The sequence below is a fragment of the Blastopirellula marina genome (genome assembly GCF_002967765.1).
In the GTDB taxonomy this organism is placed as follows: Bacteria; Planctomycetota; Planctomycetia; order Pirellulales; family Pirellulaceae; genus Bremerella; species Bremerella marina_A.
In genome coordinates, this window is record NZ_PUHY01000012.1 from 485,448 (window position 1) to 507,147 (window position 21,700).

18 protein-coding genes are annotated in these 21,700 nt (G+C 54.5%); 11 read left to right on the forward strand and 7 right to left on the reverse strand.

Annotated elements, in window-relative coordinates; genetic code table 11:
• Positions 1-40 precede the first annotated feature (40 nt).
• A complete protein-coding gene (locus C5Y83_RS18340; RefSeq protein ID WP_105331208.1) occupies positions 41-1,087 on the forward strand; it encodes a transaldolase family protein in 1,047 nt (348 codons plus the stop codon).
• Positions 1,088-1,173: 86 nt separating this feature from the next.
• Here the strand turns inward: C5Y83_RS18340 and C5Y83_RS18345 are convergent, their stop codons facing one another.
• Positions 1,174-2,154 (reverse strand): NAD-dependent epimerase/dehydratase family protein, encoded by a 981-nt coding sequence (locus C5Y83_RS18345; protein WP_105331209.1) that lies wholly within the window; start codon positions 2,152-2,154, stop codon positions 1,174-1,176.
• Positions 2,155-2,614: 460 nt separating this feature from the next.
• Between C5Y83_RS18345 and C5Y83_RS18350 the strand changes: the two genes are divergently transcribed.
• Positions 2,615-3,526, forward strand: a complete 912-nt coding sequence (locus tag C5Y83_RS18350; protein ID WP_105331210.1) for a DUF1559 domain-containing protein — start codon at positions 2,615-2,617, stop codon at positions 3,524-3,526.
• Positions 3,527-3,579: 53 nt separating this feature from the next.
• Positions 3,580-4,020 (forward strand): hypothetical protein, encoded by a 441-nt coding sequence (locus tag C5Y83_RS18355; protein ID WP_105331211.1) that lies wholly within the window; start codon positions 3,580-3,582, stop codon positions 4,018-4,020.
• A 117-nt stretch (positions 4,021-4,137) separates the two neighbouring features.
• Here the strand turns inward: C5Y83_RS18355 and C5Y83_RS18360 are convergent, their stop codons facing one another.
• Both C5Y83_RS18360 and C5Y83_RS18365 read right to left on the reverse strand, forming a co-directional pair.
• A complete protein-coding gene (locus C5Y83_RS18360) occupies positions 4,138-5,007 on the reverse strand; it encodes a PRC-barrel domain-containing protein (RefSeq protein WP_105331212.1) in 870 nt (289 codons plus the stop codon).
• A gap of 260 nt (positions 5,008-5,267) precedes the next feature.
• Positions 5,268-7,085: an alpha-amylase family glycosyl hydrolase gene (locus C5Y83_RS18365; protein WP_105331213.1), complete on the reverse strand. Its 1,818-nt coding sequence runs from the start codon at positions 7,083-7,085 to the stop codon at positions 5,268-5,270.
• Positions 7,086-7,570: 485 nt separating this feature from the next.
• Between C5Y83_RS18365 and C5Y83_RS18370 the strand changes: the two genes are divergently transcribed.
• Genes C5Y83_RS18370 through C5Y83_RS18395 form a run of 6 tightly spaced genes read left to right on the forward strand, consistent with a single transcriptional unit; the run spans position 7,571 to position 13,931 of the window.
• The gene (locus C5Y83_RS18370) at positions 7,571-8,641 is read left to right on the forward strand and encodes a hypothetical protein (RefSeq protein ID WP_105331214.1); all 1,071 of its coding nucleotides are present in this window, start codon (positions 7,571-7,573) and stop codon (positions 8,639-8,641) included.
• On the forward strand, positions 8,595-9,701 hold the full coding sequence (locus C5Y83_RS18375; RefSeq protein ID WP_105331215.1) for a tetratricopeptide repeat protein: 1,107 nt from the start codon (positions 8,595-8,597) through the stop codon (positions 9,699-9,701). Before C5Y83_RS18370 ends, C5Y83_RS18375 begins: the two co-directional genes overlap by 47 nt.
• A 9-nt stretch (positions 9,702-9,710) precedes the next feature.
• Positions 9,711-10,541: a MotA/TolQ/ExbB proton channel family protein gene (locus C5Y83_RS18380; RefSeq protein ID WP_105331216.1), complete on the forward strand. Its 831-nt coding sequence runs from the start codon at positions 9,711-9,713 to the stop codon at positions 10,539-10,541.
• 4 nt (positions 10,542-10,545) lie between these two features.
• Positions 10,546-10,977, forward strand: coding sequence for an ExbD/TolR family protein (locus C5Y83_RS18385; RefSeq protein ID WP_105331217.1), 432 nt, complete (start codon positions 10,546-10,548; stop codon positions 10,975-10,977).
• Positions 10,974-11,417: an ExbD/TolR family protein gene (locus tag C5Y83_RS18390; RefSeq protein ID WP_105331218.1), complete on the forward strand. Its 444-nt coding sequence runs from the start codon at positions 10,974-10,976 to the stop codon at positions 11,415-11,417. The genes C5Y83_RS18385 and C5Y83_RS18390 overlap by 4 nt, the downstream gene beginning before the upstream one ends.
• A gap of 15 nt (positions 11,418-11,432) precedes the next feature.
• Positions 11,433-13,931 carry a hypothetical protein gene (locus C5Y83_RS18395; RefSeq protein WP_105331219.1) on the forward strand — a complete coding sequence of 833 codons (2,499 nt, stop codon included), beginning with the start codon at positions 11,433-11,435 and terminating at the stop codon, positions 13,929-13,931.
• Between the two features lie 482 nt (positions 13,932-14,413).
• Here the strand turns inward: C5Y83_RS18395 and C5Y83_RS18400 are convergent, their stop codons facing one another.
• Together C5Y83_RS18400 and C5Y83_RS18405 are read right to left on the reverse strand one after the other, a co-directional pair.
• Entirely contained in the window at positions 14,414-15,052 is a 639-nt protein-coding gene (locus tag C5Y83_RS18400) for a hypothetical protein (RefSeq protein WP_105331220.1), read from the reverse strand.
• A 61-nt stretch (positions 15,053-15,113) separates the two neighbouring features.
• Positions 15,114-15,479, reverse strand: a complete 366-nt coding sequence (locus C5Y83_RS18405) for a hypothetical protein (RefSeq protein WP_105331221.1) — start codon at positions 15,477-15,479, stop codon at positions 15,114-15,116.
• A gap of 446 nt (positions 15,480-15,925) precedes the next feature.
• On the opposite strand from C5Y83_RS18405, the gene C5Y83_RS18410 reads away from it, so the two are divergent.
• On the forward strand, positions 15,926-18,040 hold the full coding sequence (locus tag C5Y83_RS18410) for an ATP-binding protein (RefSeq protein WP_233207276.1): 2,115 nt from the start codon (positions 15,926-15,928) through the stop codon (positions 18,038-18,040).
• A 40-nt stretch (positions 18,041-18,080) separates the two neighbouring features.
• Here C5Y83_RS18410 and C5Y83_RS18415 read toward each other — a convergent pair whose 3' ends face one another.
• Positions 18,081-19,439 (reverse strand): Gfo/Idh/MocA family protein, encoded by a 1,359-nt coding sequence (locus tag C5Y83_RS18415; RefSeq protein ID WP_105331222.1) that lies wholly within the window; start codon positions 19,437-19,439, stop codon positions 18,081-18,083.
• Between the two features lie 226 nt (positions 19,440-19,665).
• On the opposite strand from C5Y83_RS18415, the gene C5Y83_RS18420 reads away from it, so the two are divergent.
• Positions 19,666-20,427, forward strand: a complete 762-nt coding sequence (locus C5Y83_RS18420) for a hypothetical protein (RefSeq protein WP_105331223.1) — start codon at positions 19,666-19,668, stop codon at positions 20,425-20,427.
• Positions 20,428-20,511: 84 nt separating this feature from the next.
• On the opposite strand, the gene C5Y83_RS18425 is transcribed toward C5Y83_RS18420, so the two are convergent.
• Complete coding sequence (locus tag C5Y83_RS18425) at positions 20,512-21,477, reverse strand: C-terminal binding protein (RefSeq protein ID WP_105331224.1); 966 nt, start codon at positions 21,475-21,477, stop codon at positions 20,512-20,514.
• Between the last annotated feature and the right edge of the window lie 223 nt (positions 21,478-21,700).

Here is a 21,700-nt window from a genome sequence, read left to right on the forward strand (position 1 = left end):
AACGATTCTTTGATTTTCACCCCCCTGTAAGGAGCACTCGATGACGACACCACTAGAGTCGCTTATTCAAACTGGCACCAAAGTCTGGCTCGATTCGATTGATCCCCAGTTAGTCGATTCCAATTACAAGTTGGGAGTAAGCGGGGCCACCTCGAATCCAGTGATCGTCTCAGGTTTGATTGATTCCGGCAAATACAACGAGTGGATCGAAGAACTGACGTCGCAGGGTAAGGACAAGGACGATATCGCCTGGACGATCACCGATCGCTTGGTTCAGCGAGCCCAGGACGTCTTCCTGCCGGTTTGGGAACGAACCGAAGGCAACGACGGTTACGTGAGCTTCGAGCTTGATCCGTTGCTGGAAGACCCTGAGCTGAATATGCCCCACGAAGAACGTGTGGCAAAATACATCGAACTGGGTAAATACTGGGGACTCGGTCGCCCTAATCGAATGATTAAGGTGCCTGCGACTCCGGCCGGAATCGACGCTCTGGAAGAGCTTTGTGCTGCCGGCATTACGCTAAACGTGACGCTCTGCTTCACCATGCGACAGTATCATGCGGCTCGCGAAGCGGTTTGGCGTGGTGCTCAGCGACGTGATTCGCTCGATGGTTTCAAAAGTGTCTACTCGATCTTCGTTTCTCGCGTCGATGTTTACAGCGAAAAGCACCTGCCCGATTTAAGCGATGCTGCCCAGGGACAACTCGGGATCGTGAACGCTAAGAACATCTGGCGCGATAATGCCGAATTCTGGGCCGATAAGAATCTGAAGCTGCAACAAGAGCTGATCTTTGCCTCGACGGGCACCAAATTGCCGGAAGATCCACCATGGAAGTATGTTGCTGCCTTCGCAGGAGATGGCATCGAAACGAATCCTCCGAAGACAAACGATCAAGTTCAGGAAAGTGGCAAGTCGTTTGATCGTCAGATCGATCAGATGCCTTCGCAAGAGGTTCTCGACGAACTTAAAGCCAAGGTCGATTACGCCGACCTAGAGAAGGTCCTGATGGACGAAGGGATCGCCAAGTTTGCCGATCCACAGAAGGCCCTGCTCTCGTTGATCGAGTCAAAGAAAGCGGCAGTCTAAACCCAAGACGGCATGCGTTTGGTTTACGGACGCTTCCTTACACGGATATATTTCGCGTGAGGAAGCGTTTTTTTATGGTCTTAGCATCAGGCCGGTAGATAGCCTTGTTTACGGAACCACTGCCAGGCATCCTCGATCGTTTGATCAAGTGGCCGGTTTTTGTAACCGAGTTCGGCCTTCGCTTTGTTACTCGAATAGAAGTGGAAGAGCGATCCCATTTTGATCGCGGCCGAATTGACTTCCCCTTCTTTACCTTCCATTGTTGCCCACGTATCACTGAGGTAACCTACGGCACCCGCGATGTACGGTCCCAACTTTCGCCAGGGAGGCCGTCGGCCGGTGAGGTTCGCAATTCGAGTCCAGAGGTCGAAGTAGCTGAGATTCTCGCCACCCAGGATGTAGTTTTCTCCGACACGTCCTTGTTCAATCGCGTTAATACATGCCTGGGCGACATCGCGCACATCGCACGTGGTTCCGCCACCACTTGGTGCTAACGGCGGCTGTTTCTTAATTACTGATATCAGCATTCGTCCCGAGGATGGTTTCCAATCCCACGGTCCGAACATCAGACCTGGATTCACGATCACCGCATTGAGCCCTTCAGCAACCAGCTTTTGAAGTTCCTCCTCCGCTTCCCGTTTCGTCACCACGTAGGGGCAGGGGGTCTTTCCCTCGCGCGGCGTTTCTTCATTGGCCGGAGCATCTTCTTGGCCGACTCCCAAGGCATCGACCGACGAGACATGGACGAGACGGATGTTATGCTTGAGCGCTGCCAAGCCAACGATTCGCGTTCCTTCTACGTTGGTCTGCCGCATCGCTTTTTCTTTCGTCCAACCAATGTGGACCATCGCAGCGGAGTGAATGATGGCATCGGCTCCCATCGCGGCGGTGCGAACGTTGTCTTCGTCTTTGATATCTCCCTGTACTACTTCGATATCAAGGCCCGCCAAGCTTTTGTCAGCGCGCGGATCACGAACCATCACCCGCACCTTCTTCCCTTGCTGAAGCAGCATGCGAACGACGTTGTTTCCGACGAATCCTGTTGCTCCTGTGACGAGTACCCGCACTGTTTTCCTCCGTCTGCGCTAACTACGCAATCTTCGCTGTTTCAATCTTTTATTTATCCTGCTTCAACTACGGCAGTTAAACAACAGGTCGGCAGCAGCTACTCCGAGCTTAAGTCTTGGCGGCTCTTGCGATTATCGGCATCTGGAACACTTCCCTGTAACGTCTGGCCGAAGCAAATGCTCAGCAGCGAGACGGATCGCCGCATCTTGATCACGGTCTAGCCGCTCTTTCTTCAATGCATACGCAACGCCTCAAGAGCGGCACCACACCCCACCGTACGTGATCCCGCCAAAGCAACTAACCCCTCCAAAATACCTGTTCTTGTTTTTTTGTAAAAAATTAGAAAACCATGTGAAAAGCCTCTATCATGTCAGCCTACGGCGCCATCTTCTTCGTTTCTTCATGGCGGCCAAACCAACTGGACCTCATCCAATTAATACCCGTTGGAGGAATCTTCCCATGTTCGCGCTTCGTTGGACACGCTCGTCCAAACCACCCCGCTCCGGCTTCACGCTGGTCGAATTGCTCGTTGTGATCGCCATCATCGGCGTTCTGATCGCCTTACTTCTGCCGGCTGTGCAACAAGCTCGAGAGGCGGCTCGGCGGATGCAATGCACCAACAATCTGAAACAGACGACGTTGGCCATGCACAATTATCACGATACTTGGGGGCAATTCCCTTACCCAGGGATGATTGCCAACAAACTCGGTTGGAGCGTTTCGATTCTGGCTCAACTGGAACAATCGGCCATCGCTGACAACATCGACTATACCGCGGGTGACCACCGGGTAGCGGGACGGCTGATGTACGGTCCGACAAAAATCGACGCTTACCTTTGCCCCAGTGCGCCGAGTTCTGAGGAATTCTCACCACGCAGCGACGAGGAATATGGCGGCAAGAAGTCGTACGCGATCCACTACTTCGGAATCCTCGGTCCCTGGGGTGTGAATCCCCAATCGAACACCAACTACGAATGCCAGAACACGTCGACCGCATTTGGAGGAGACTGTACTGAAGGAATTCTGTGGCAACACACCTCCGACATGAGCGACATTCTGGATGGGCTTTCCAACACTTACATGTTTGGCGAGAACTCGTGGAAGGATATGCCCTATCGTCGAGCTTGGCTACGTGCGAAATACTCGGACTCACGGGGGCAGCTGTATTTGATCTCCAAGAATATTCAACACCCGGTCAATAGCGGAAATGCCACCAAGTGGAACTCGGTTGCGTTTGGCAGCGAGCACCCAGGCGGAGCAAGCTTCTCACGGGCAGACGGCTCGGTCACCTTCGTGCCAGAAACGATTAACTTCTCGGTCTATCAAGCGGGAGCAAGCAAAGCAGGTGGCGAGGCTTTGCTCTCGAACTAACACGTGCCGAAAGTCGTCCTGATTACCAAACTGCTTTTCTTAAAGGGCATGACATGCTTTCTGCGCGTAACTGTTTCGCGTTCTTGCTCCTTTGCTGGGCCCCAATTGCCGTTGGCTGTGGAGCAAGCGATGACTTGAAGACTTATCCCATTTCTGGAACGGTGATGTATAAAGACAAACCGGTTCCTGCAGGATCGATCACGTTGATACCGGATGCTCGCGAAGGGAATGGCGGGATTGCGATTTCGCTGGACATCGTTGACGGCAAGTTCGATTCAGAACTTGCCGAGCGAGGGCACATGGGAGGATCCCATATCGTCAACATCGTCGGTCTGGATGGAAACGGCGACGGCGATCTCTTCCCGCAAGGCCAGATGCTATTTCCTGATTACCAGACGACGCTCGATCTTCCCGAGGAAGCGTCAACTCAGGAAATTGTTATTCCATCCGATCTGAAAATGCAAAAATACCGGGCACGTAGCGGAGAGATCTAAGCTCCGTTTCCAACCGCGCATGAAAAAAGACGCACTCGATTCCTCGAGTGCGTCTTCCCGCTATCGCGGATTGCGTGGAATCTTATCGCCCCGGGTTAGCAGGACAATGTTTCCGCATTACTCGCTATCCTTGGCGTCAGCTTCGTTGAAAGCGGTCTTCACGTTTTCACGAACGTTTTCGTCGCCCAGTTCCGAGTAGTAATGATCCGAGGTCACCTTCGGGGCAGCTCCGATAATGGTCTTATCGGCCTGTACCACAGCGGTGTACTGGTTGTCGGCAGTCTTAGTGATTTTCACCTTGTCGGTAGGAACAGCGGTGTACTTTTCGCCAATTCCAACCACACCACCGGTACCGATGATCATGTACTCAGCTTTGCATTCATCTTTGTGCGTGAACACGATGTCTTCAACAGCACCGACCGACTCATTGTCCGTACCGGTTGCATTCAGACCGTCAATTTCCGAAACCAAGTACATGTTACCTGGCGACATCTTCTCGGCGTTCGAAGCCTTGAAGTACTTACCGTTACGGTCAGCGAAAGCTTCAACCGTTAGGTCACTAGCGTGCTCGAGATTCAAAGCTGGAGCATTCGACAGGTCTTCGGCCGTCATCGGCAGGCTCAATTTCAGCGTCTTTTCGTCGCCGTCCTTGACCCATTTCATGTCGAACGACTTAACGGGTACGGCATGTTCGGTTTCACCGACACCGGCAACACCGCCACTACCAGCGATCAAGTAGACAACTTTACCGTCTTTGGTCATGACGATGTCATTGACGGAACCAATCGTATCTTCCTGATTGCTACCATAAATGCTGGCGCCAATCACTTGGCTGGCGGCAACGCGATCGCCTTGCTGTTTCTGATCGTGCTTGACTGCCGTGGAAGCCGATTTATCGACGGTTGTCTTAGTCGCGTTATCGTCGGCGACAGCCGGCATGACCAAAGCAGCGACAAGACACAAACCTAAAAAACGTGTAACTAACATTTAATAATCTCCTAAAGAACCTGAGGGGTTGTTTCGTCTCGCTGGGTGTAAGTCGCAACCGCCATGCCGACTTTGCCAGACCGCCCCAAAAAACTTGAAAGCATTTCGTAAGTCCTTGTTTTTCTAAGGGCATCAATAAGAAAAGCTCTCATCCATCCATCATCATGGGCGAATGAGAGCTCTTGTCGTCCAGGACGTCTGATCGTTCGCCGGACACCTTGCTCGTTAAGCCGTCAGAAGCGTTCTGCCGGCGGTCTGGACTAAGCCGACTCCGGGTCCTGCGAGTACACAAGCAGGCTGTACGGGCTGATCGAAAGCGTTCCAGAATGCGTCATTCCATCATGCGGCTCGTCAGTGGCTGCTAGCTCCGCAATCGTCGAGGAGACAAACGTAGCGTTGTAAACTGACGCGGCACTATTAAAGCGCAATTTCCAATTTCCACCGGTCGGCATTCCGATGGTGTAGTTTTCAATGGCTTCGTGCGAGAAGTTCACCACGACGACTACATCATCCCCAGGGCCATGATCGAGCCAACGTTGATAAGCGAGCAGTTTCCGCTCGTCGTTTCGGTGGTAAACCATCACCTCTTGGCCTGTTAACCCTTTGGTGACACCGAATCGATTGAGTCGATGATGGATCAAATCGCGGTATAGCAGCACCACACCAGGAAATTCCTCGATTCGGCTCCAATCCAGTGGGTCGGTATCTTGGAACCAACCATCTTGAAGGAACTCTTGGCCTTGGAAGAGCATCGGTATTCCAGGCGATGTTAGCATCACGCCGGCCGCCAAGGTCGAACGATGACGAGCATAACCGTCCGCGGGACTTTCCGGGGCGATTTCGGAAGGAAGACGCTGTTTACCGTTAGCAACCTCGTCGTGTGACTCAGTATAAATCACACGTTCAAACGAGTTGATGTTGTATCGATAAGTGATGGCATGAACCAACTTATCCATGTCGCGGCCAACATCGTTAGGCTGCTTTGCAACTTCGCGAATCGGATGAACAAACTCAGCATCCCACTGACTCGAGAAGTGAGCGCCACCTTCGCCAGCACTTTTCGTGATGTAGGCGTTGGTTCGCAAATCCTCAGCAATTAATAGTGTTCCCGGCTTATTTGCTCGGATATCGTGGTTGATCCACTGAGCCAGGCTCCAACCTTCTGGGATTTCATCATTTCCGTCGACACTCCGCATATAAAGTGTCATGTCATATCGCAAACCGTCGACGTGGTAATCATTCACCCACATCATGGCGTTGTCGTAAATGAACTGACGCACTTCACCCCGCCCGTAATCGGGACGTGTGTCACCCCAAGGGGTTTTACTTCGCCAGTCGTTGTAGAAATAGATTCCCCCCTTGCCGTTCTCTTGCCACAGATCGAATTGCCAGATGTCGAGGTCGCTTGGTCCGAAGTGGTTGTAAACCACGTCCTGAACCACACCGATCCCGCGTTCATGGGCGGCTTTCACGAACTTCTTCAGCCCGCGAGGTCCTCCGTACGTACTTTCCACGGCAAAGATCTGGGCTGGGTTGTAACCCCAACTGATGTTGCCAGCAAACTCGCACAACGGCATCAATTGCACGACGTTCACTCCCAGGTGAACCAAGTGATCGAGACGCTGAATCGCATCGGAAAAGGTACCGACAGTATCTTCGTCGGTTCGATTGAACGTCCCTAGATGCATCTCATAGATCACAAGCTCGTTCCAGGGAGGTAGTTGGTAATTGTCGTCTCCCCAGTCGAACTCCTGGTTATGAATCACACTGTTCCCGACGGAGTTGGTAACTTCCCGAGCCCTGGGATCCATGCGACTAACTTCCTGGTCGCCACATTGCAGGAGGTAGCGATATTCGTCTCCTGCTTTGGCCTCAGGGATGTCGGTATACCACATCCCACCTTCTTCCTGGACCAAGGGAGATGCTTTCGGATCCCAATCGTTGAAGGTGCCGACAATACGAACGCCGTCAGCATGGGGAGCCCATAGCCGGAAAGCGACTCCATTATCGTGCGGCATGGGTCCCATACCGGGGTGGACCGTAGGCCGAGAGATCGCAGAAGTTGAAACGGTAGCCATCGTGTATATTCCTGGTTAGTTGGGCCTCGGCTTAAGAAATTATTCGTTCGATTCGAATGATCGAACGGCAATCATCCGCGTAAACCGCGATTGCCTGACAGCTATCCCGAGTTGATAGCACGTGTATTTGCCATAAGAGAAAAAGGACACCGTGGACGCCGACTCGAAATCGGGGGTTCTCAAGCCGACTATCCACGGGCCACTTGCCTGCTTCCTGGAAATTTTCACAGACTGTCACGGTCGCTACTTCCGTGGACGGATGAAAATTCCGTAAGTAGGCCTAATCGGCTGTCCACATCAGTATTGACCGGTCGTAGTCAAAAGCATTGGGCATGCCAAAACGACCTAACCAGTCAGAAAACGGTACAAAACAGCCGACGATCCCCCACCCGGCAGGTAAAATAGGAAAGAAAGACACCCTAGAGCCCCACTCTCTGGGGCAGGTCAAGTTAGCTTGTCAAAACATTGATGGTCGGAAATCAAGCTTGTCGCGACCGGATTGGCTGGATACAAACCAGTTTTCAAAACCTCTTAACCTTTCTACCGTTATGGCTCAAAACACGGCACAACTTGAATCGATCCAGCCAGCCGATCAAACGGCTTGGGTGAAGTCGCGACGGACGATGCCAGCGTGGCTGATGTCCTTGCTCATTCACATGCTGATCGGAACGCTTCTGATTTTGACCGTGCAAACCGTCAGCAAGGGAATCAGCGACGAGCCCGCCCGAAAAGGAACCATCGCGTTGGCGAATCGATCGGCCGATACGACCGAATACGAAACCAACGAAAACACCGCGAATGCCAACGGCACGCAGACGGCAGATGCCCAGGCAGCCGAGCAAGCAGTGGACAATGCGTTACCGTCCCTCGATCTGCCCCCGAGCGACCTTGGCAACCTGCTTCCACGCGGGGACGAAGCGATTGGTGGCCAGGAATCCAACGGTCTTCCATCGGCGGGCAGCCAAATGGAAGGTGGCGCTCCTTCCAAGGGTGGACTCGGCAACGAAGGAACCACGAGCGTTTTTGGTGCAGAAGGAAAAGGGACCAAGTTTGTTTACGTCTTCGATCGCAGTGGCAGTATGAATGGGGCTCCCCTTGCCGCGGCAAAGGCGGAGTTGCTCAAGAGCTTGAACGATCTCGACAAGTTGCATCAATTTGCGATCATTTTTTACAACCAAGAGCCGTTTGTGTTCAGTCCGCGTGGTGATCGACCGCAGTTAGTATTCGCCGACGAACAAGGAAAGAACCTGGCCCGCCAGTTCGTCGGCGGCGTGATCGCCAACGGCGGCACCAAGCATGTCGATGCCTTGAAGATCGCGTTGAAGATGAATCCGGACGTCGTCTTTTTTCTCACTGACGCCGACCAGCCCACTCTCCTTCCACACGAATTGGAAGAAATTCATCGCTTGAACCGGGGAATCTCGATCCATGCCATCGAATTTGGCTACGGCAAGTACGATGGGCGTCGCAACTTTCTGGTAAAACTAGCGGAAGGAAATGACGGGAAACATGTCTACGTCGACATTTCCGGTCTTCGCGCTTCACCTTCTTATTAATCACGAACAGGAAGCTCCGTTGCGTCGCCGCGCGATTCGTTGCATGTTGCTACTAACTTGCCTTCTCACGACTTGGGGAAGGGTAGCAGGTACCTGCGCTGCCGACGATATCGTTACCTTGATTCCGAAATCGTCCGGAGACAACCCAACTCAGGTCCGTGGAACCGTCGTCGACTTTTCCGGGCAATCGTTGGTTTTGCAAACCGCAACCGGTCAAACAAGCATTCCGTCGAACAAAGTCCAATCCGTTCAAACTGACTACAGTCCGAGCTATCAACAAGGGCTGAAACACTTATCTGCCGGTCAAACCAGCCAAGCCATCCGCAGCTTTCAAGCGGCGGTTGCGGCCGAATCGCGGCCATGGGTGCGTCGTGAAATCTTGGCCAACGCCGCAATCGCACTGCAGAATGCAGGCCGCATCGTCGACGCTGGAAATACGTTTCTCAAGATCGTCGAAGAGGATCCTCAAACCATTCATGTGGAAGCGATTCCTTTAGCTTGGTTTAGCCTGCCTCCCGATTTCGAACGTGACCGAGCTGCTCGAATCTGGCTGGAAATGCCGTCACCATACGCGCAGCTATTGGGCGCCAGTTGGCTGTTAGGAACGTCAGATCGATCGAAAGCCATCGAGACACTGGGGAACCTTCGTCGCAGCAAACTTCCTTCAATCGCATTGCTTGCTGAGGCCCAGCTATGGCAGACGAAGATCGTTACGGCGGGCGCCGATGATGTCAGCCGATGGGAGAAGCAGTTGGCTGCCGGCATCCTACGCGGGGCAGCCTTAGCAGGGCCTACTTTGGTCGTGGGCAAGGCCTGGCGACAATTGGATAATGACGAGCAAGCAGCCCTCACACTGATGCGTCCCCCGATCCTCTACCCAACCCATCGTCCGGTAGCCGCCGAAAGCCTGCTTCAAGCGGGGCGATCACTCGAGCGAAGTGGCAAATTCGAGGATGCCCAACGCGTGGTGAACGAGGTGTTGCGAGATTACGGCGATCAACCAGCGCGGCAGGAAGCGGAACAAACTCTCAAACGACTGGCCAACTCAGGTAGCAACTAGGAGGCAACCTTGGCGAATTTGACTCGAATCGGAATCTGGTGTGCTTGCCTGGCTGTGCTGGCGATTGGCATGCTTGCACCAGGACAAGCTTGGTTCTCTGCAGCCGGACCAGTGCCAGCCGTCGCTCAGGATACTTCCGCCGCCGAAACACCGAACAACACTCCAGCATCGGCTCCGCAAAAGACGGGCTTTGTTGATATCGTCCTAAGCGGCGGGATCACTGGCGGTTTGATCCTGATTTTCCTTTTGGCACTTTCGATGACGGCAGCCTACCTTGTTTTCGAACATGTCATGACCATCCGAAAAACCGAGATCATGCCTCCAGAGCTCGGCGACACGGTGCGCGAGCTTCTCTTGCAAGGCAAGGTGCAAGATGCCGAACGCGTTTGCCGCGAACGCCCTAGCTTTCTTTCCTTCGTCCTGTTGAGTGGCATTGCTGAACTTGACGGGGGTTGGAGCGCCGTTGAGAAAGCCTTGGAGGATGCCACCGCCGAACAATCGGCTCGGCTCTTCCGCAAAATCGAATACTTAGCTGTAATTGGCAACATCGCCCCGATGGTGGGTCTGCTGGGTACAGTTACCGGGATGATCTTCGCCTTCCAGCAAGTCGCCGCCACTCAAGGTGCAGCCGGAGCAGGCGACCTGGCGGAAGGCATTTATCAAGCGCTTGTCACTACGGTGGGTGGGCTGCTTGTGGCGATTCCATCGCTCGGAGCGTTCGCGATCTTTCGCAACTGGGTCGACGAATTAGTCGCTGAAGCGGCCTACGTCGCGCAGCAGGTTTTTACTCCACTAAAACGTCGGAAACGACAAGCCGCGGCTCAAGCTACGAGGAGCTAAACGCGTGCGTGTACCGAGCAACCTCAAGTCGGGGCAGGCCGAATTCAACATGACGCCGATGATCGACGTCGTGTTTCTGCTGATCATTTTCTTCCTGGTTTCCAGTCACCTGGCCAAGCAGGAAGCGCAGATGCCGCTACCGCTGCCGACCGCAGAAAGTGGACAAGAGATTATCGACGATCAACAGCCCCGAGTCGTGGTTAACATCGGGGCAGATGGCTCGATGTCGCTGGCCGGTCATCGTGTTCCGCCTGATCAACTCAAAGAACGCTTGCTGGTCGAACGAGAACGAAGTGGCGATTCGCTCGAAGTCCGTATTCGCTGCGATCGCCAAACACCTTTCGCCAACGTGAAGCCAGTGATGCTGGCCGCCACGCAAGCGGGAATCTGGAACGTGGCCTTCTCGGTGATTCGCCCGGAGGACGCCGTTCGATGAAACGACCAAGCCCTTACCGAGATCGCCAGCCACTGCAAGTCGCGATGACGCCGATGATCGACGTCGTGTTCCTGCTGCTGATTTTCTTTTTGTGGACCGCCAGCTTTCAGATTGTCGAGTATGCGTTACCGAGCAGCATCACGCCACCAAACGAAATCGGAACCGAAGCGAAGCGACCATTAGAAGTCGAAGACTTCGACGAGGTCGTGGTGCGAATTACCGGACAACCTGGCGCGTTCACCTACACAATTAACAAATCCAGCACACAAGACTTGGGCGAGGTAGAAAGTCGGCTGGCCGCGCTCGCCTCAATTAAGAACGATGTTCCGCTAATCATCGATCCAGACGAAGTCGTTCCGGTAGGACGGGTGATTGATGTGTACGATCTATCTCGCCGTTTAAACTTTCAACAAATCCAATTCGCCGTCGAACCAGGTTGATTCGCGTTTCGCAGCATGAACATTCGTCTCTTCATTTCGATTTGCCTGATCTTAATCGCTTCCAGTAGCGTGTCGGCGCAATCTTCGCTGGAAGACGATCGTAAGATGATCCAGGGCCTGCTCGATCGTCAACTATTCGAGCTCGCCGAACGTTACGCTGCCCAGCGAATCGTCGCGGTCAATGGATTTCCTCAGGCCCAAGCCGAAATGGCGGCCGAACTAGTCCGAGCGTACACTCTGCATGCATTGAACGCGCGTTCTGCTGAACAAGAACGTTGGTGGAATTCAGCTACGGCAGTGCTGCCTCAGTTTACCAAGCAGTTTCCCGACCAGCCGGCCGTCGTACTCGTGGAAGTACAAGACGCTCTCTCGCAACTGGCTCGGGTGCGACTGCTACGCCAAGAAGGAGAGGTTCTTGGCGACAGCGAGAAATCCCAGGAAGCCCAACGCCAAGCCCTAGAAACACTGCAGCGATTCGAGAAGCTTGAAGAGCATGTCAACGATCTCCTTCGCCAGTCACATACTTCCGGCAAATCGTCCGGGCTCACTTCCGATCAATTACTTGCCTTATCGCGACGTGTCACGCTAAATGCCATTTCAGCGTTGGAAGAGCAGGGACTTGCTTATCCGGCCGACTCGCTCGATCGCACAAACAGCATGGCTCTTGCCGTGCAAAAGGTCGAACCACTCACCAAGCTACGTCCCGAAACGGGCGTGCTGTGGCCATCTCTCCTGCTGGAGATCCGCGCTCTGCGGTGGTTGGGGCGTCTCGATCAAGCGGAAGCGAAGGCGGCACGCTTGATCGAACTCGCACCGCCAACGCAGGTCACGCTTGCAGCCAAGGCCGAGATTGTGCGGGCCAAGCTGGATCGAGGCGAATTACAACAAGCCCTACAACTAATCAACCAAGGACGCGAACTCGAAGGAGAAACGTCCCCCGAACTTGATTTCGCTTGTTTCGAGACTTACTTGGCCCTTTGGAAAGCCGCAGAGCAAGCGAAACAGTCCGATAAAATCCAACAGTGGCAAGATCGCTCGGCGGCGGTCGTGAAGCAGCTCGACCAATTATATGGTCCTTATTGGGCTCGCCGCGCCGAACAGCAACTAACCGGCAGCGCAACCTCTGGCGGGACTCAAAATATCGATCTTCTTCGCCGAACCGCAGAAGGTTATGTCCGCAAGAAGGAGTGGAACGAAGCGATCCGAACCTACGATCTGGCTGTCGCCGCCGCGCGCGAGTCGCTCGATTCGACTGGTGAGTACGAAATGCGTCTGGCAGCCGCTGCCGTCGCGATTCAGGCCGGTGATCAAGCCAAAGGAGTCAAGCGACTTCGGGAAGCAGCTCTCGCGTTTCCGTCCGCCGATGATGCTTCGTTGCGTCATCTAACGGCCGCCTACTATCAATCGATGATCGCTCGCAAGTCGAACCCACCTGACCTCGAGCCGTACATCGCGCTCTTGAAAGAGAATCTTCAACGTTGGCCTTCAGGCGAGCCGGGCAATCAGGCGGCGATGTGGTTGGGGCAAATCGAATTTAGTCGAGGCAATTATCGCGATGCCACCGAAGCCTACCTGCGTGTCCCCCCCACTTCACATCATTTTGCTTTGGCTGTCGACGGTGTCCGGCAGTCGTCTCTGAAGTGGTTTCAAGACGCGGTAACCAGAGATCAGCTCGTCCAGCAAGACGTACAGAAAGTCATCGACTACTTCGAGCAGATTGTCTTGCGTGGACAATCTGCAAACGAGGAGTGGACCCCCACCATGCGAGCTTCCGCAGAGGCCGCCGCGCAATTGTGGCTTAACTACGGCCGCAACGGCTACGATAACGCCCGAGCCATCCTGGAAGTCGCCCAGCGAAGCAATCCAGAGGCATCGGACGGATGGCACAGCCGCCTCGAGTCACTCCAGGTAATTGCCTTGGCTGGCTTAGGAAAGCTAAACGAAGCCAAAGCAAGACTTCAGAAATCGCAAGACGATAACCCGATGTCCTTGTTCGAGGTTTTACAAGCGCTCGGACAAATGTCCGGCTCGGCTTCGCCCCAAGTCCGTAGTCAGATCGCAGATCTCGAATTGACGTTGATCGGCATGCTGCGACCTAACCTAGGTCAACTGGACGAACAGACACGCGAAGTAATTGCCATCCAAGAGGCTCAGGCATTAGCCAACAGTGGCAAACTCGAAGCGGGGATTCAAGCGTATCAGCAAATCGCCCAACAGAAGCCCAATGACGCGGATATTCAGATGGGCTTGGCCCGCATGTTATCGCGCGGCAAAACGGCGGCTCTGCAAGAGAAAGCGTTGATGGCGTGGCGAGAGGTCAGCCGCAAGAGCAAGTCGGAGTCGCCAAACTGGTATGAGGCCAAGCTGGAAATTGCCCGTTGCCATCTAAGACTTGGCAATCCCGAAGAGGCGAAGCAGGTGGTGCGTTACCTTCAGGCGCTCTACCCAGACATGGGCGGTCCGGAGATGAAAGCTCGGTTTGTACAATTGATGCAACAAGTGACGCGTCCCTAGTTAGACGAATGCTCGCAATAGTTGACTAGCCACCGAAAGGATTCGACGACTTGATCGGGCGGGAGACATGAACACCCAGCACAATCGCGATCGAAGCACCGAAGAAGATCAACATGGTTTGGATTTCGAGCATCTGTCTTGTTCTTTGCGAAAAACGGTTCCTAAAGGTGAAGTGCTGGGACTTATAAATTCATTCCCCGTGCCAAAACTAGAAATGGATCGCCTGAACCTCGATATTCACGGAGAATGCCCGCAAATACGGTCCTAAACGTCAAACCTTGCCAGAAACGGCGGGTGGCAGAAAGGGGCGTGGTTGTCGCTTCGATAACATCATTCGCGTGTTGAGAAACTACGGCAAGAATCGCCTAGAAAATTCGCCTAGCGACAGCAGTGATAGCAATCGCCAAAAGTAGCGGCGCATAAAGAAAGCCGAACTCGCTGGTCGCAAGTTCGGCTTCTTCTTAAATCGTTCGGATGGACGATTAGGTTTCGGTTTGCGGAGGAGCAGCCGGAGTCGGTGCGGTGTCCGAAGGCGAAACTGGGTGCTCTTCGTAGCTGCCGGGCACGTAGCCTTCTTCAGTGATGACGGAACCGCCTTGAGCGGCGCCGTAGCTGCCAGTTTGATAAGGAGCACCACCGTAGCAGTTACCGCTTGGGCAGCTGCCGGTGTGGCCGTTCCAAGCCTTGCGGTGATGGATACCCAAGTGCCAGCCGTAGTTCAAATCTTGCTGCATGTGGTAGTTCCATGGACCACGCACGTTATAAACACCGAACTGACGCGTATCGCTCGGGTAGTAAGGCGTGATACCAAGGCTCGCTGGGCTGCCAGTGATACCGCCGGCATTTGCGCGACCGAACTGGTGATAAACTGGTGTCATGCGGCTGCTGGGCACACCCCAGCTGTAGTTCGTTTGCATGTTGGCGGTTGGCGGAACCACCATCGCGACTGGCGATTGGTAGTTCTGATAGGCGTAGCCACCGTGCCAAGGCAAGTTCGAAGCATGCTCCGCCATCGCATTGTTGCTGGCGCTGCGCCCCCAAAGCCATCCGGCTTCGGCCGTCTGCACGCTGCTAACGGTCAGCCCGACGAGGAGTGCGAGAATCAGTCGTGTCTGGGTCATCGTCATTAATTCCTACGTGAAGCGAGGGTCGCTGCTCTGTGGGCAGAGCGTGCGCAGCTCTTTAGAAGAACGGGTTGTAAGGTTTCAGCCAAGTCTTGCCGCCGTACCACTTCACGTTCGTACGGTTGAATCCTTGACCACCGTTGTAGTAGTGATAGTACGTGCGGTGATGGCGATACAAGAATTCGTGCGGATCCAACGGTGGGTACGTGATGTACGTACGACCGGCGATCGGCGGCGTGGTCATCGGCGAGGGGTACATTTCAGCCGGGTAGCCGTAGTACTGATCCGGTACGTAGTACTGGTTCATGATGTCCGGATATACCGGAGGACTAGCGTATTCGTTGGCTTGGGCCGTCGAACCGATGGATAGCGTTGCCGCGGTCAATGCCAAGGCAAACAAACAAGTTGTAGCAATGCGTTTCATCCGATTGATAGCTCCTGCCGTGGTTCGGCAACGGGACAACCACGTACGCAAACGTGGATGGGTTAGCTTCGCAAGTTCCTAATGCCGGGAAACTGGTCCAAACCGTCGCCTATGGGTACTTCGGCAATCTGCGCGGATCAGATAAGTCCAGACCTTCCGTCGTAGGTTAAATCGGCTGTTCCGAAGAAGCTGGTGAAACTTTCTGATGCTGTCGCTCCAAAAACCCCTAATCTTCCGAGTATGACAGTCACCCCCAAATTCCAGATTCTGCCGCTATCCCCGCAATCGGCAAACTTTACTACAATCGGCGGCTTGGTCTTCGCCCTATCCCCTCGCTCTTTTTCCGCGAGATGGCTAGGGTGAAGAGGAGAAGCTGATCCTTGATCGTTCCCGTACCCCTAACAAGAACGGGATCGAACTCCATCCATTGCCCAGGAGACCCCACGTTGTCGGAAGGCGCCACCTCTACAGCGAACGGAACCGCGACCCGCAAGAAGAAGTCAGCCCCACGTCGCGCGACGGCCGAAACCATGGCCAAGAAGCAGCGCGACATTTCAGTGAGCGAGTTCTTTGCCAAGAACCGCCACATGTTGGGGTTCGACAATCCGCGTAAGGCGCTGCTGACGACCATCAAGGAAGCGGTCGACAACTCACTCGATGCCTGTGAAGAAGCAGGCATCTTGCCCGAGATCTGGGTGCATGTCGAACAAACCGGTGAAAGTCGCTATAAGGCTTCGATTCAGGATAACGGGCCTGGCATTCTCAAAAAGCAGATCCCGCTGATTTTCGGCAAGCTGCTGTATGGCTCGAAATTCCATCGCTTGCGCATGAGCCGCGGCCAACAAGGTATTGGGATTAGCGCTGCCGGGATGTACGCCATTTTGACAACCGGCAAGCCGATCAAGATCGTCAGTAAGACCGGCAAGAAGAAGCCCGCGCATTACTACGAACTGCGAATCGACACCAAGGTCAACAAGCCGGAAATCCTCAACGGCAAAGGGGACGGAGAAGACATCCCCCCTGGTGAAAAAGGGGAGCAATACATCCAAGACCAAGGCATCGAGTGGGTCACCCATCACGAGCCAGAGTCCCCTGGCGAGGCACCCAAGCCAATCGCCCACGGCACACGCGTCACGCTTGATCTCGAAGCAAAGTACCAGCGTGGTAAAGGGAGCGTCGACGAATACCTCGAGCAGACGGCCATTGCGAACCCGCACGTCACGCTGCACTACATCGACCCCAGCGGGACTCAGCGAAGTTATCGCCGCTCGTCCGATATCCTTCCGCCTGAAGCCACCGAAATCAAACCGCATCCATACGGTGTCGAGCTTGGCCGGCTTGTTTCGATGTGTAAGGAATCAACCGAAAGTAGCTTGTCTGGTTTTCTGACCACCTCGTTCTCGCGCGTCAGCCCAAGCATCGCGAAGCAGATTTGCGACAAAGCTAAGCTCAGTACGAGGATGCGGGTCAAGCGTATCGATCGCGATCACGCTGAGCAGCTTTACGCTGCGATTCAAGACACCAAGATCAGCAACCCGACCACGGACTGTATTGTACCGATCGGGGAAGATCAGCTTTTGAAAGGCCTACACAGCGTGGTTCCGGCCGAGTTCTACGCAGCCGCAACCCGTCCGCCGGCCGTTTATCGCGGTAACCCCTTCCAAATCGAAGTTGCCCTGGCTTACGGTGGCAACGTCGAAACGCAGAAGATCACCAAAGACCTGCTGCGGGAGCTGCTATACGAAACCGATGCCCGCACGGTCCGCCAGTTCTTAATCCTGACATTCAACGGTTTGGGGCCGGACGCCGCCGACAAGATCCTAAAGGAATCAAAGCTCGGCACACGAAAGAGCCCTAACAAGTTGAAGCCGAAGGAAATCGACATCCTCTTCGACGCAATGCAGAACGTCAACGTGAACGAAGGACAGTCGATGAACGTCTATCGGTATGCCAATCGCGTGCCGCTGCAGTTCCAACATGGCGATTGCGCGATCACCAAAACGATTGCCCAAACCAATTGGCGGTCGTATGGTCTCTCGCAATCGCGCGGCAACTTGCCCAGTGGCCCAGTCACAATCATGGTCCACATCGCGAGTGTGTGGGTGCCGTTCACGAACCAAGCCAAGGAGGCAGTCGCCAGCTACGACGACATTCAAAAAGAAATGCGTCTGGCCCTGCAAACCGTCGGGCGAAAGCTGGGCATGTTCCTCCGTCGCCGGATGAAAGTGAAACAGCAGGCCGATCGACGCAGCATCTTCCGCCGCTACCTGGGCGAAGTCGCTCAGGCCGTGAGTGACATCAACGGAACCCAGAAAGACGACATCTACGAAAAGCTGCTGGAAGTCGCCAAAAAGAAGACTGCGGAAGCCGATATGGTGTTCGACGAAAGCGGCAAAGCCGTAGATCCGAACTCGGCGAATTACGGCGGCGGCGTTTTGATTGTCGACAAAGATGACGATGAAATGCTGGCCGACATGATCAACCGTCCGGTCGAAGCCGAAACCAATGGCAAATCACAACAGGAAGAACTGTTTGACAATGACGGAGATGAAGAAGACTAAGTGCTTCTTCATCTCGTCGAGTTGTATTCGCTGGGCGATCCTATACGTTATCCACCGTCGGATGCTCATACCCTTCGCGATACTCGCGGGCCAACATCTTGTTGGCTTCGTCGTCGCCGATGACCTGATGTTTATCAGCATCCCACGTCAAACTACGGCCTAGTTCCAGCGACATGTTGGCCAGGATGCAGCTGGCGGTCGAGATGTGTCCTTGCTCGATATCGGCGACCGGCTTGGTGCGGTTTTCGATGGCTTGAAGGAAGTCGCGCTGGTGAGCCCGGTTGGCGGCGGCGACGTGCTGTTCCAAGTCTTTTTCGTGCTGATCTTCCGGGTACTTATCCCACTCGGTCTTCGGGGCGCCGGTCAGGGTTGGCTCGCGACGGCCCTTGGGGAAGAACTCGTACTTGTTCACGCTGGCCTTGAGCGTTCCCTTATCGCCGTAAAGGAAGACCGCCCACGGATAGTCTCGATCGGGGGCATCTCCGTAAGCACGATGTGTCCAAACAACATCCAATTCAGGGAAGTCGAACGTTGCCACTTGCGTATCTGGGACGTTCCCTGAGGCGTCCTTCCAGACGTACGTCCCCCCACGGCTGTTGACGGAAGTGGGCCAACCAAGGTCTAGCATCCATCGAACCGTGTCCAACATGTGGATGCACATGTCCCCCATGATGCCGTTACCGAACTCCTTAAACATTCTCCAGCTGCGGGGGTGCATCACCGGGTTGAACGGAAGTTTCGGTGCCGGCCCGGTCCACATGTCGAAGTCGAGATATTCTGGCGGCGGGCAATTCTCAGCCGTCGCATTACGGCCCATACCGTAGTAACAACAAATTTCGGCGTGACCGATCGTTCCAAGCAAACCTTCGTTGACGACTTTGTCCCGAGCTTCGATCAGATGGGCTGTACTCCGCCGCTGCGTGCCAACTTGAACGACGCGATCGTACTTACGAGCCGCCGCCACCATGGCTTGGCCTTCGACGATATCTCGGCTGATCGGCTTCTGCGTGTAAACGTCGGCGCCGGCACGCACTGCCTCGATCATCGCCAAAGCATGCCAATGGTCAGGCGTGCCAACCAGGCAGATATCGAGGTCCTTTTCCTTGAGCATTTCTCGGAAGTCACCAAACTGTCGAGGTTGCTTGCCCGACTTCTGGCGAGAAGCGACAATCTCAGCCGCGCCTTGTCGCATCTGCGTATCCACATCGCAGATCGAGACGACCTCGACCGGGGCGACCTGGATCAATCGCAAGAGATCGCACTTGCCGTACCAGCCACAACCGATCAGCCCGACTCGCTTCGGCTTGATGTCCTGCAAATCTTGGGCGAAAGTCATCCGCGGCAGAGAAGCGATCGTGGTGACGGCAGCAGCGGTCGTAAGAAACTTGCGACGATCCATGTTGGGGCTCCTGAAGAGAAGGGGGAACAAGTAGGGTGCCGTCCATTCTAGTACCTCGCCAGAGCGATTTCTTCTCTGCCAGCCTGAATTTCGGGCGAAGTCAGGGACGGGTTGGGATTGGTTCGCCCCCCAAGAACGGGTTACGATTAGACTTAGGCGGCCCGATTAACTTAGCAACTGACGACGAAGCCTCTCTTCACACGATAGGCACCCAAGGAGTGCACGCATGGCCAAAGTGGTCGAATCGATAGACCGTTTCAACAATTCCGTGCGAACGTTATTGATCTTGCTGCTGCTGATCGCCTTCTCGACGGTTTCGTATTACGGCTATTCGATCTACAACGAAAAAGAGATCGCCCTAGCCGCTAAGGATAAGGAGATCGAGGAGAAGAACCTCAAAATTGGCGAGTTGGAAGAAGAAATCGACCAGCTCGCATTACGACTAAAGCTGCTTAAGATCGATCGTCGCGTTGCCCGCATGAAGGTGATCAGCCAAAAGAAGCCTGATGGGGCAGATCGCGTGCAAACGATCCTCCAGTTCGTTGAACTTGATCAGCATGGCACGCCTCTCTCGCAGCCGCAGAATTTCACGATTGACGGCGAGATGGTTTACATCAACGGCAAGGTGGTGAAGTTCAACGACGAATTGGTCGAATCGGCCGATCCCCTTCGTTCAACCTCGATCTGCTTGCTGCAAAAGATCTACGGCGAACATCAAACACCAGCCCAAGGATTCGCCATCGACAAAGATGGCGAGCGCCCGGAAGTGTACGGCGTGCATGAAAAGCCGACCGAATTCGAGTCCAAGCTATGGAATAACTTCTGGGAAATCGCCAACGACCCCGAGAAAGCGGACGAATATGGTGTCCGCTCGGCCAACGAGGAGTCACCTGGGATGAAGGTGAAGCAGGGCAAACAGTACGAAATCGAAATCCGCAGCAGTGGCGGCCTAACCATCAAGGTTTTACCCGACGAAGTCGACATCTAACTTCGCAAGGTCCCCTCTTTCCTTAGGGGCGAGGGGACAAGCGTTTTTTTTGCAGGCCTTGATGGGACACGCTTCAATATGCCACTAGCCAGCGGTTAAACCATTGCGGACGTTCTCTGGCGTCTTTCCTTCCAGGCAATCGATCACCTGGCGGGCAACGCGTCCTCGCATGTTCTCCAGCGACTCGACACTCACAAAGGCTGCATGGGGCGTGACGATCACGCGTGGATCGTTGTAAGGCGCGATCGTAAGATCACAAGGTTCTGGATCTTGAACGTCGAGTGCCGCTCCAGCCAGCTGACCAGCTTCAAGAGCGACCGCTAAAGCGTCGTGATCGACAATCGCACCGCGAGCCGTGTTGATCAAGTAGGCGGTCGGCTTCATCTTACGGAACTGCTCGGTAGCAAACGACTTCCGCGTTTCTGGCGTCGCTGGGATCAACAGCGAGATGTAGTCCGATTCCGCAAGCAGGCGGTCCATTTCGACCGTTTCGACACCTTCCATCGTCTTGCCGCTGCGACTGGTCGCCAAGACGTTCAAACCGAGGCACTTTGCCTTCCTGGCGAGTATCTCGCCGATATTGCCCAAGCCCACGATTCCCAGCGTTTGCCCTTCCATTCGCCGCATCATTGGGCCCGCTTGCAGATCGTACTTACCGCTCATCGTGTCATGGTGGTACATCGCCACCTTCCGAGCGCAGGCAAAGATCAACGCCAGCGTATGTTCAGCAACCTCCGTCAAGCAGTAATCCGGCGTGTTCGTCACCAAAATACCCTGCTTGGTGCAGTAATCCATGTCGATATTGTCGAGACCGATCCCCAGTCGAGCGACGATCTTTACATTCGGCGAAGCGGAGATCACTTTCTCGGTGACTTGTGCCCAGTTGGTCATGATGGCGTCGACCTGGTGCTCTTTGGCGAGCGCCACCAGCGAATCTTCGTCTTTTTCGCTGGCAATGATCAATTCCGCCCCGCCATCGGACAGGGTCTGCTTCTCGATTTCCAAATCTTCCCAAGCAAAGTCGGTCAGCAAAACACAATATTTCGACATGATTTCTCTCGGTGGGGGTTCGCTCGGAAGACCGAATCTCAGGTCTGGGATGCACGAAAGCCCTAATAATAAAGGCCCTCGTCCCTTGGGTGAACCCTTGGCAAGCTGGCAGGGGCAACGCTTAGATTAGGGTGCGTACCCCCAACGTTATCGTCCCGATGGGTTGTTTCCTCTACCCGCCACCCTCGCGTGCCCTTCTCCCCAGGTGGTACGTTCTCTAAAA

Excerpts from the sequence above, each read along its gene's own strand:
- C5Y83_RS18340 (WP_105331208.1), top strand. The coding sequence starts at position 41 with ATGACGACACCACTAGAGTCGCTTATTCAAACTGGCACCAAAGTCTGG.
- C5Y83_RS18350 (WP_105331210.1), top strand. The coding sequence starts at position 2,615 with ATGTTCGCGCTTCGTTGGACACGCTCGTCCAAACCACCCCGCTCCGGC.
- C5Y83_RS18355 (WP_105331211.1), top strand. The coding sequence starts at position 3,580 with ATGCTTTCTGCGCGTAACTGTTTCGCGTTCTTGCTCCTTTGCTGGGCC.
- C5Y83_RS18360 (WP_105331212.1), bottom strand. The coding sequence starts at position 5,007 with ATGTTAGTTACACGTTTTTTAGGTTTGTGTCTTGTCGCTGCTTTGGTC.
- C5Y83_RS18365 (WP_105331213.1), bottom strand. The coding sequence starts at position 7,085 with ATGGCTACCGTTTCAACTTCTGCGATCTCTCGGCCTACGGTCCACCCC.
- C5Y83_RS18375 (WP_105331215.1), top strand. The coding sequence starts at position 8,595 with ATGTCTACGTCGACATTTCCGGTCTTCGCGCTTCACCTTCTTATTAAT.
- C5Y83_RS18390 (WP_105331218.1), top strand. The coding sequence starts at position 10,974 with ATGAAACGACCAAGCCCTTACCGAGATCGCCAGCCACTGCAAGTCGCG.
- C5Y83_RS18395 (WP_105331219.1), top strand. The coding sequence starts at position 11,433 with ATGAACATTCGTCTCTTCATTTCGATTTGCCTGATCTTAATCGCTTCC.
- C5Y83_RS18400 (WP_105331220.1), bottom strand. The coding sequence starts at position 15,052 with ATGACCCAGACACGACTGATTCTCGCACTCCTCGTCGGGCTGACCGTT.
- C5Y83_RS18405 (WP_105331221.1), bottom strand. The coding sequence starts at position 15,479 with ATGAAACGCATTGCTACAACTTGTTTGTTTGCCTTGGCATTGACCGCG.
- C5Y83_RS18415 (WP_105331222.1), bottom strand. The coding sequence starts at position 19,439 with ATGGATCGTCGCAAGTTTCTTACGACCGCTGCTGCCGTCACCACGATC.
- C5Y83_RS18420 (WP_105331223.1), top strand. The coding sequence starts at position 19,666 with ATGGCCAAAGTGGTCGAATCGATAGACCGTTTCAACAATTCCGTGCGA.
- C5Y83_RS18425 (WP_105331224.1), bottom strand. The coding sequence starts at position 21,477 with ATGTCGAAATATTGTGTTTTGCTGACCGACTTTGCTTGGGAAGATTTG.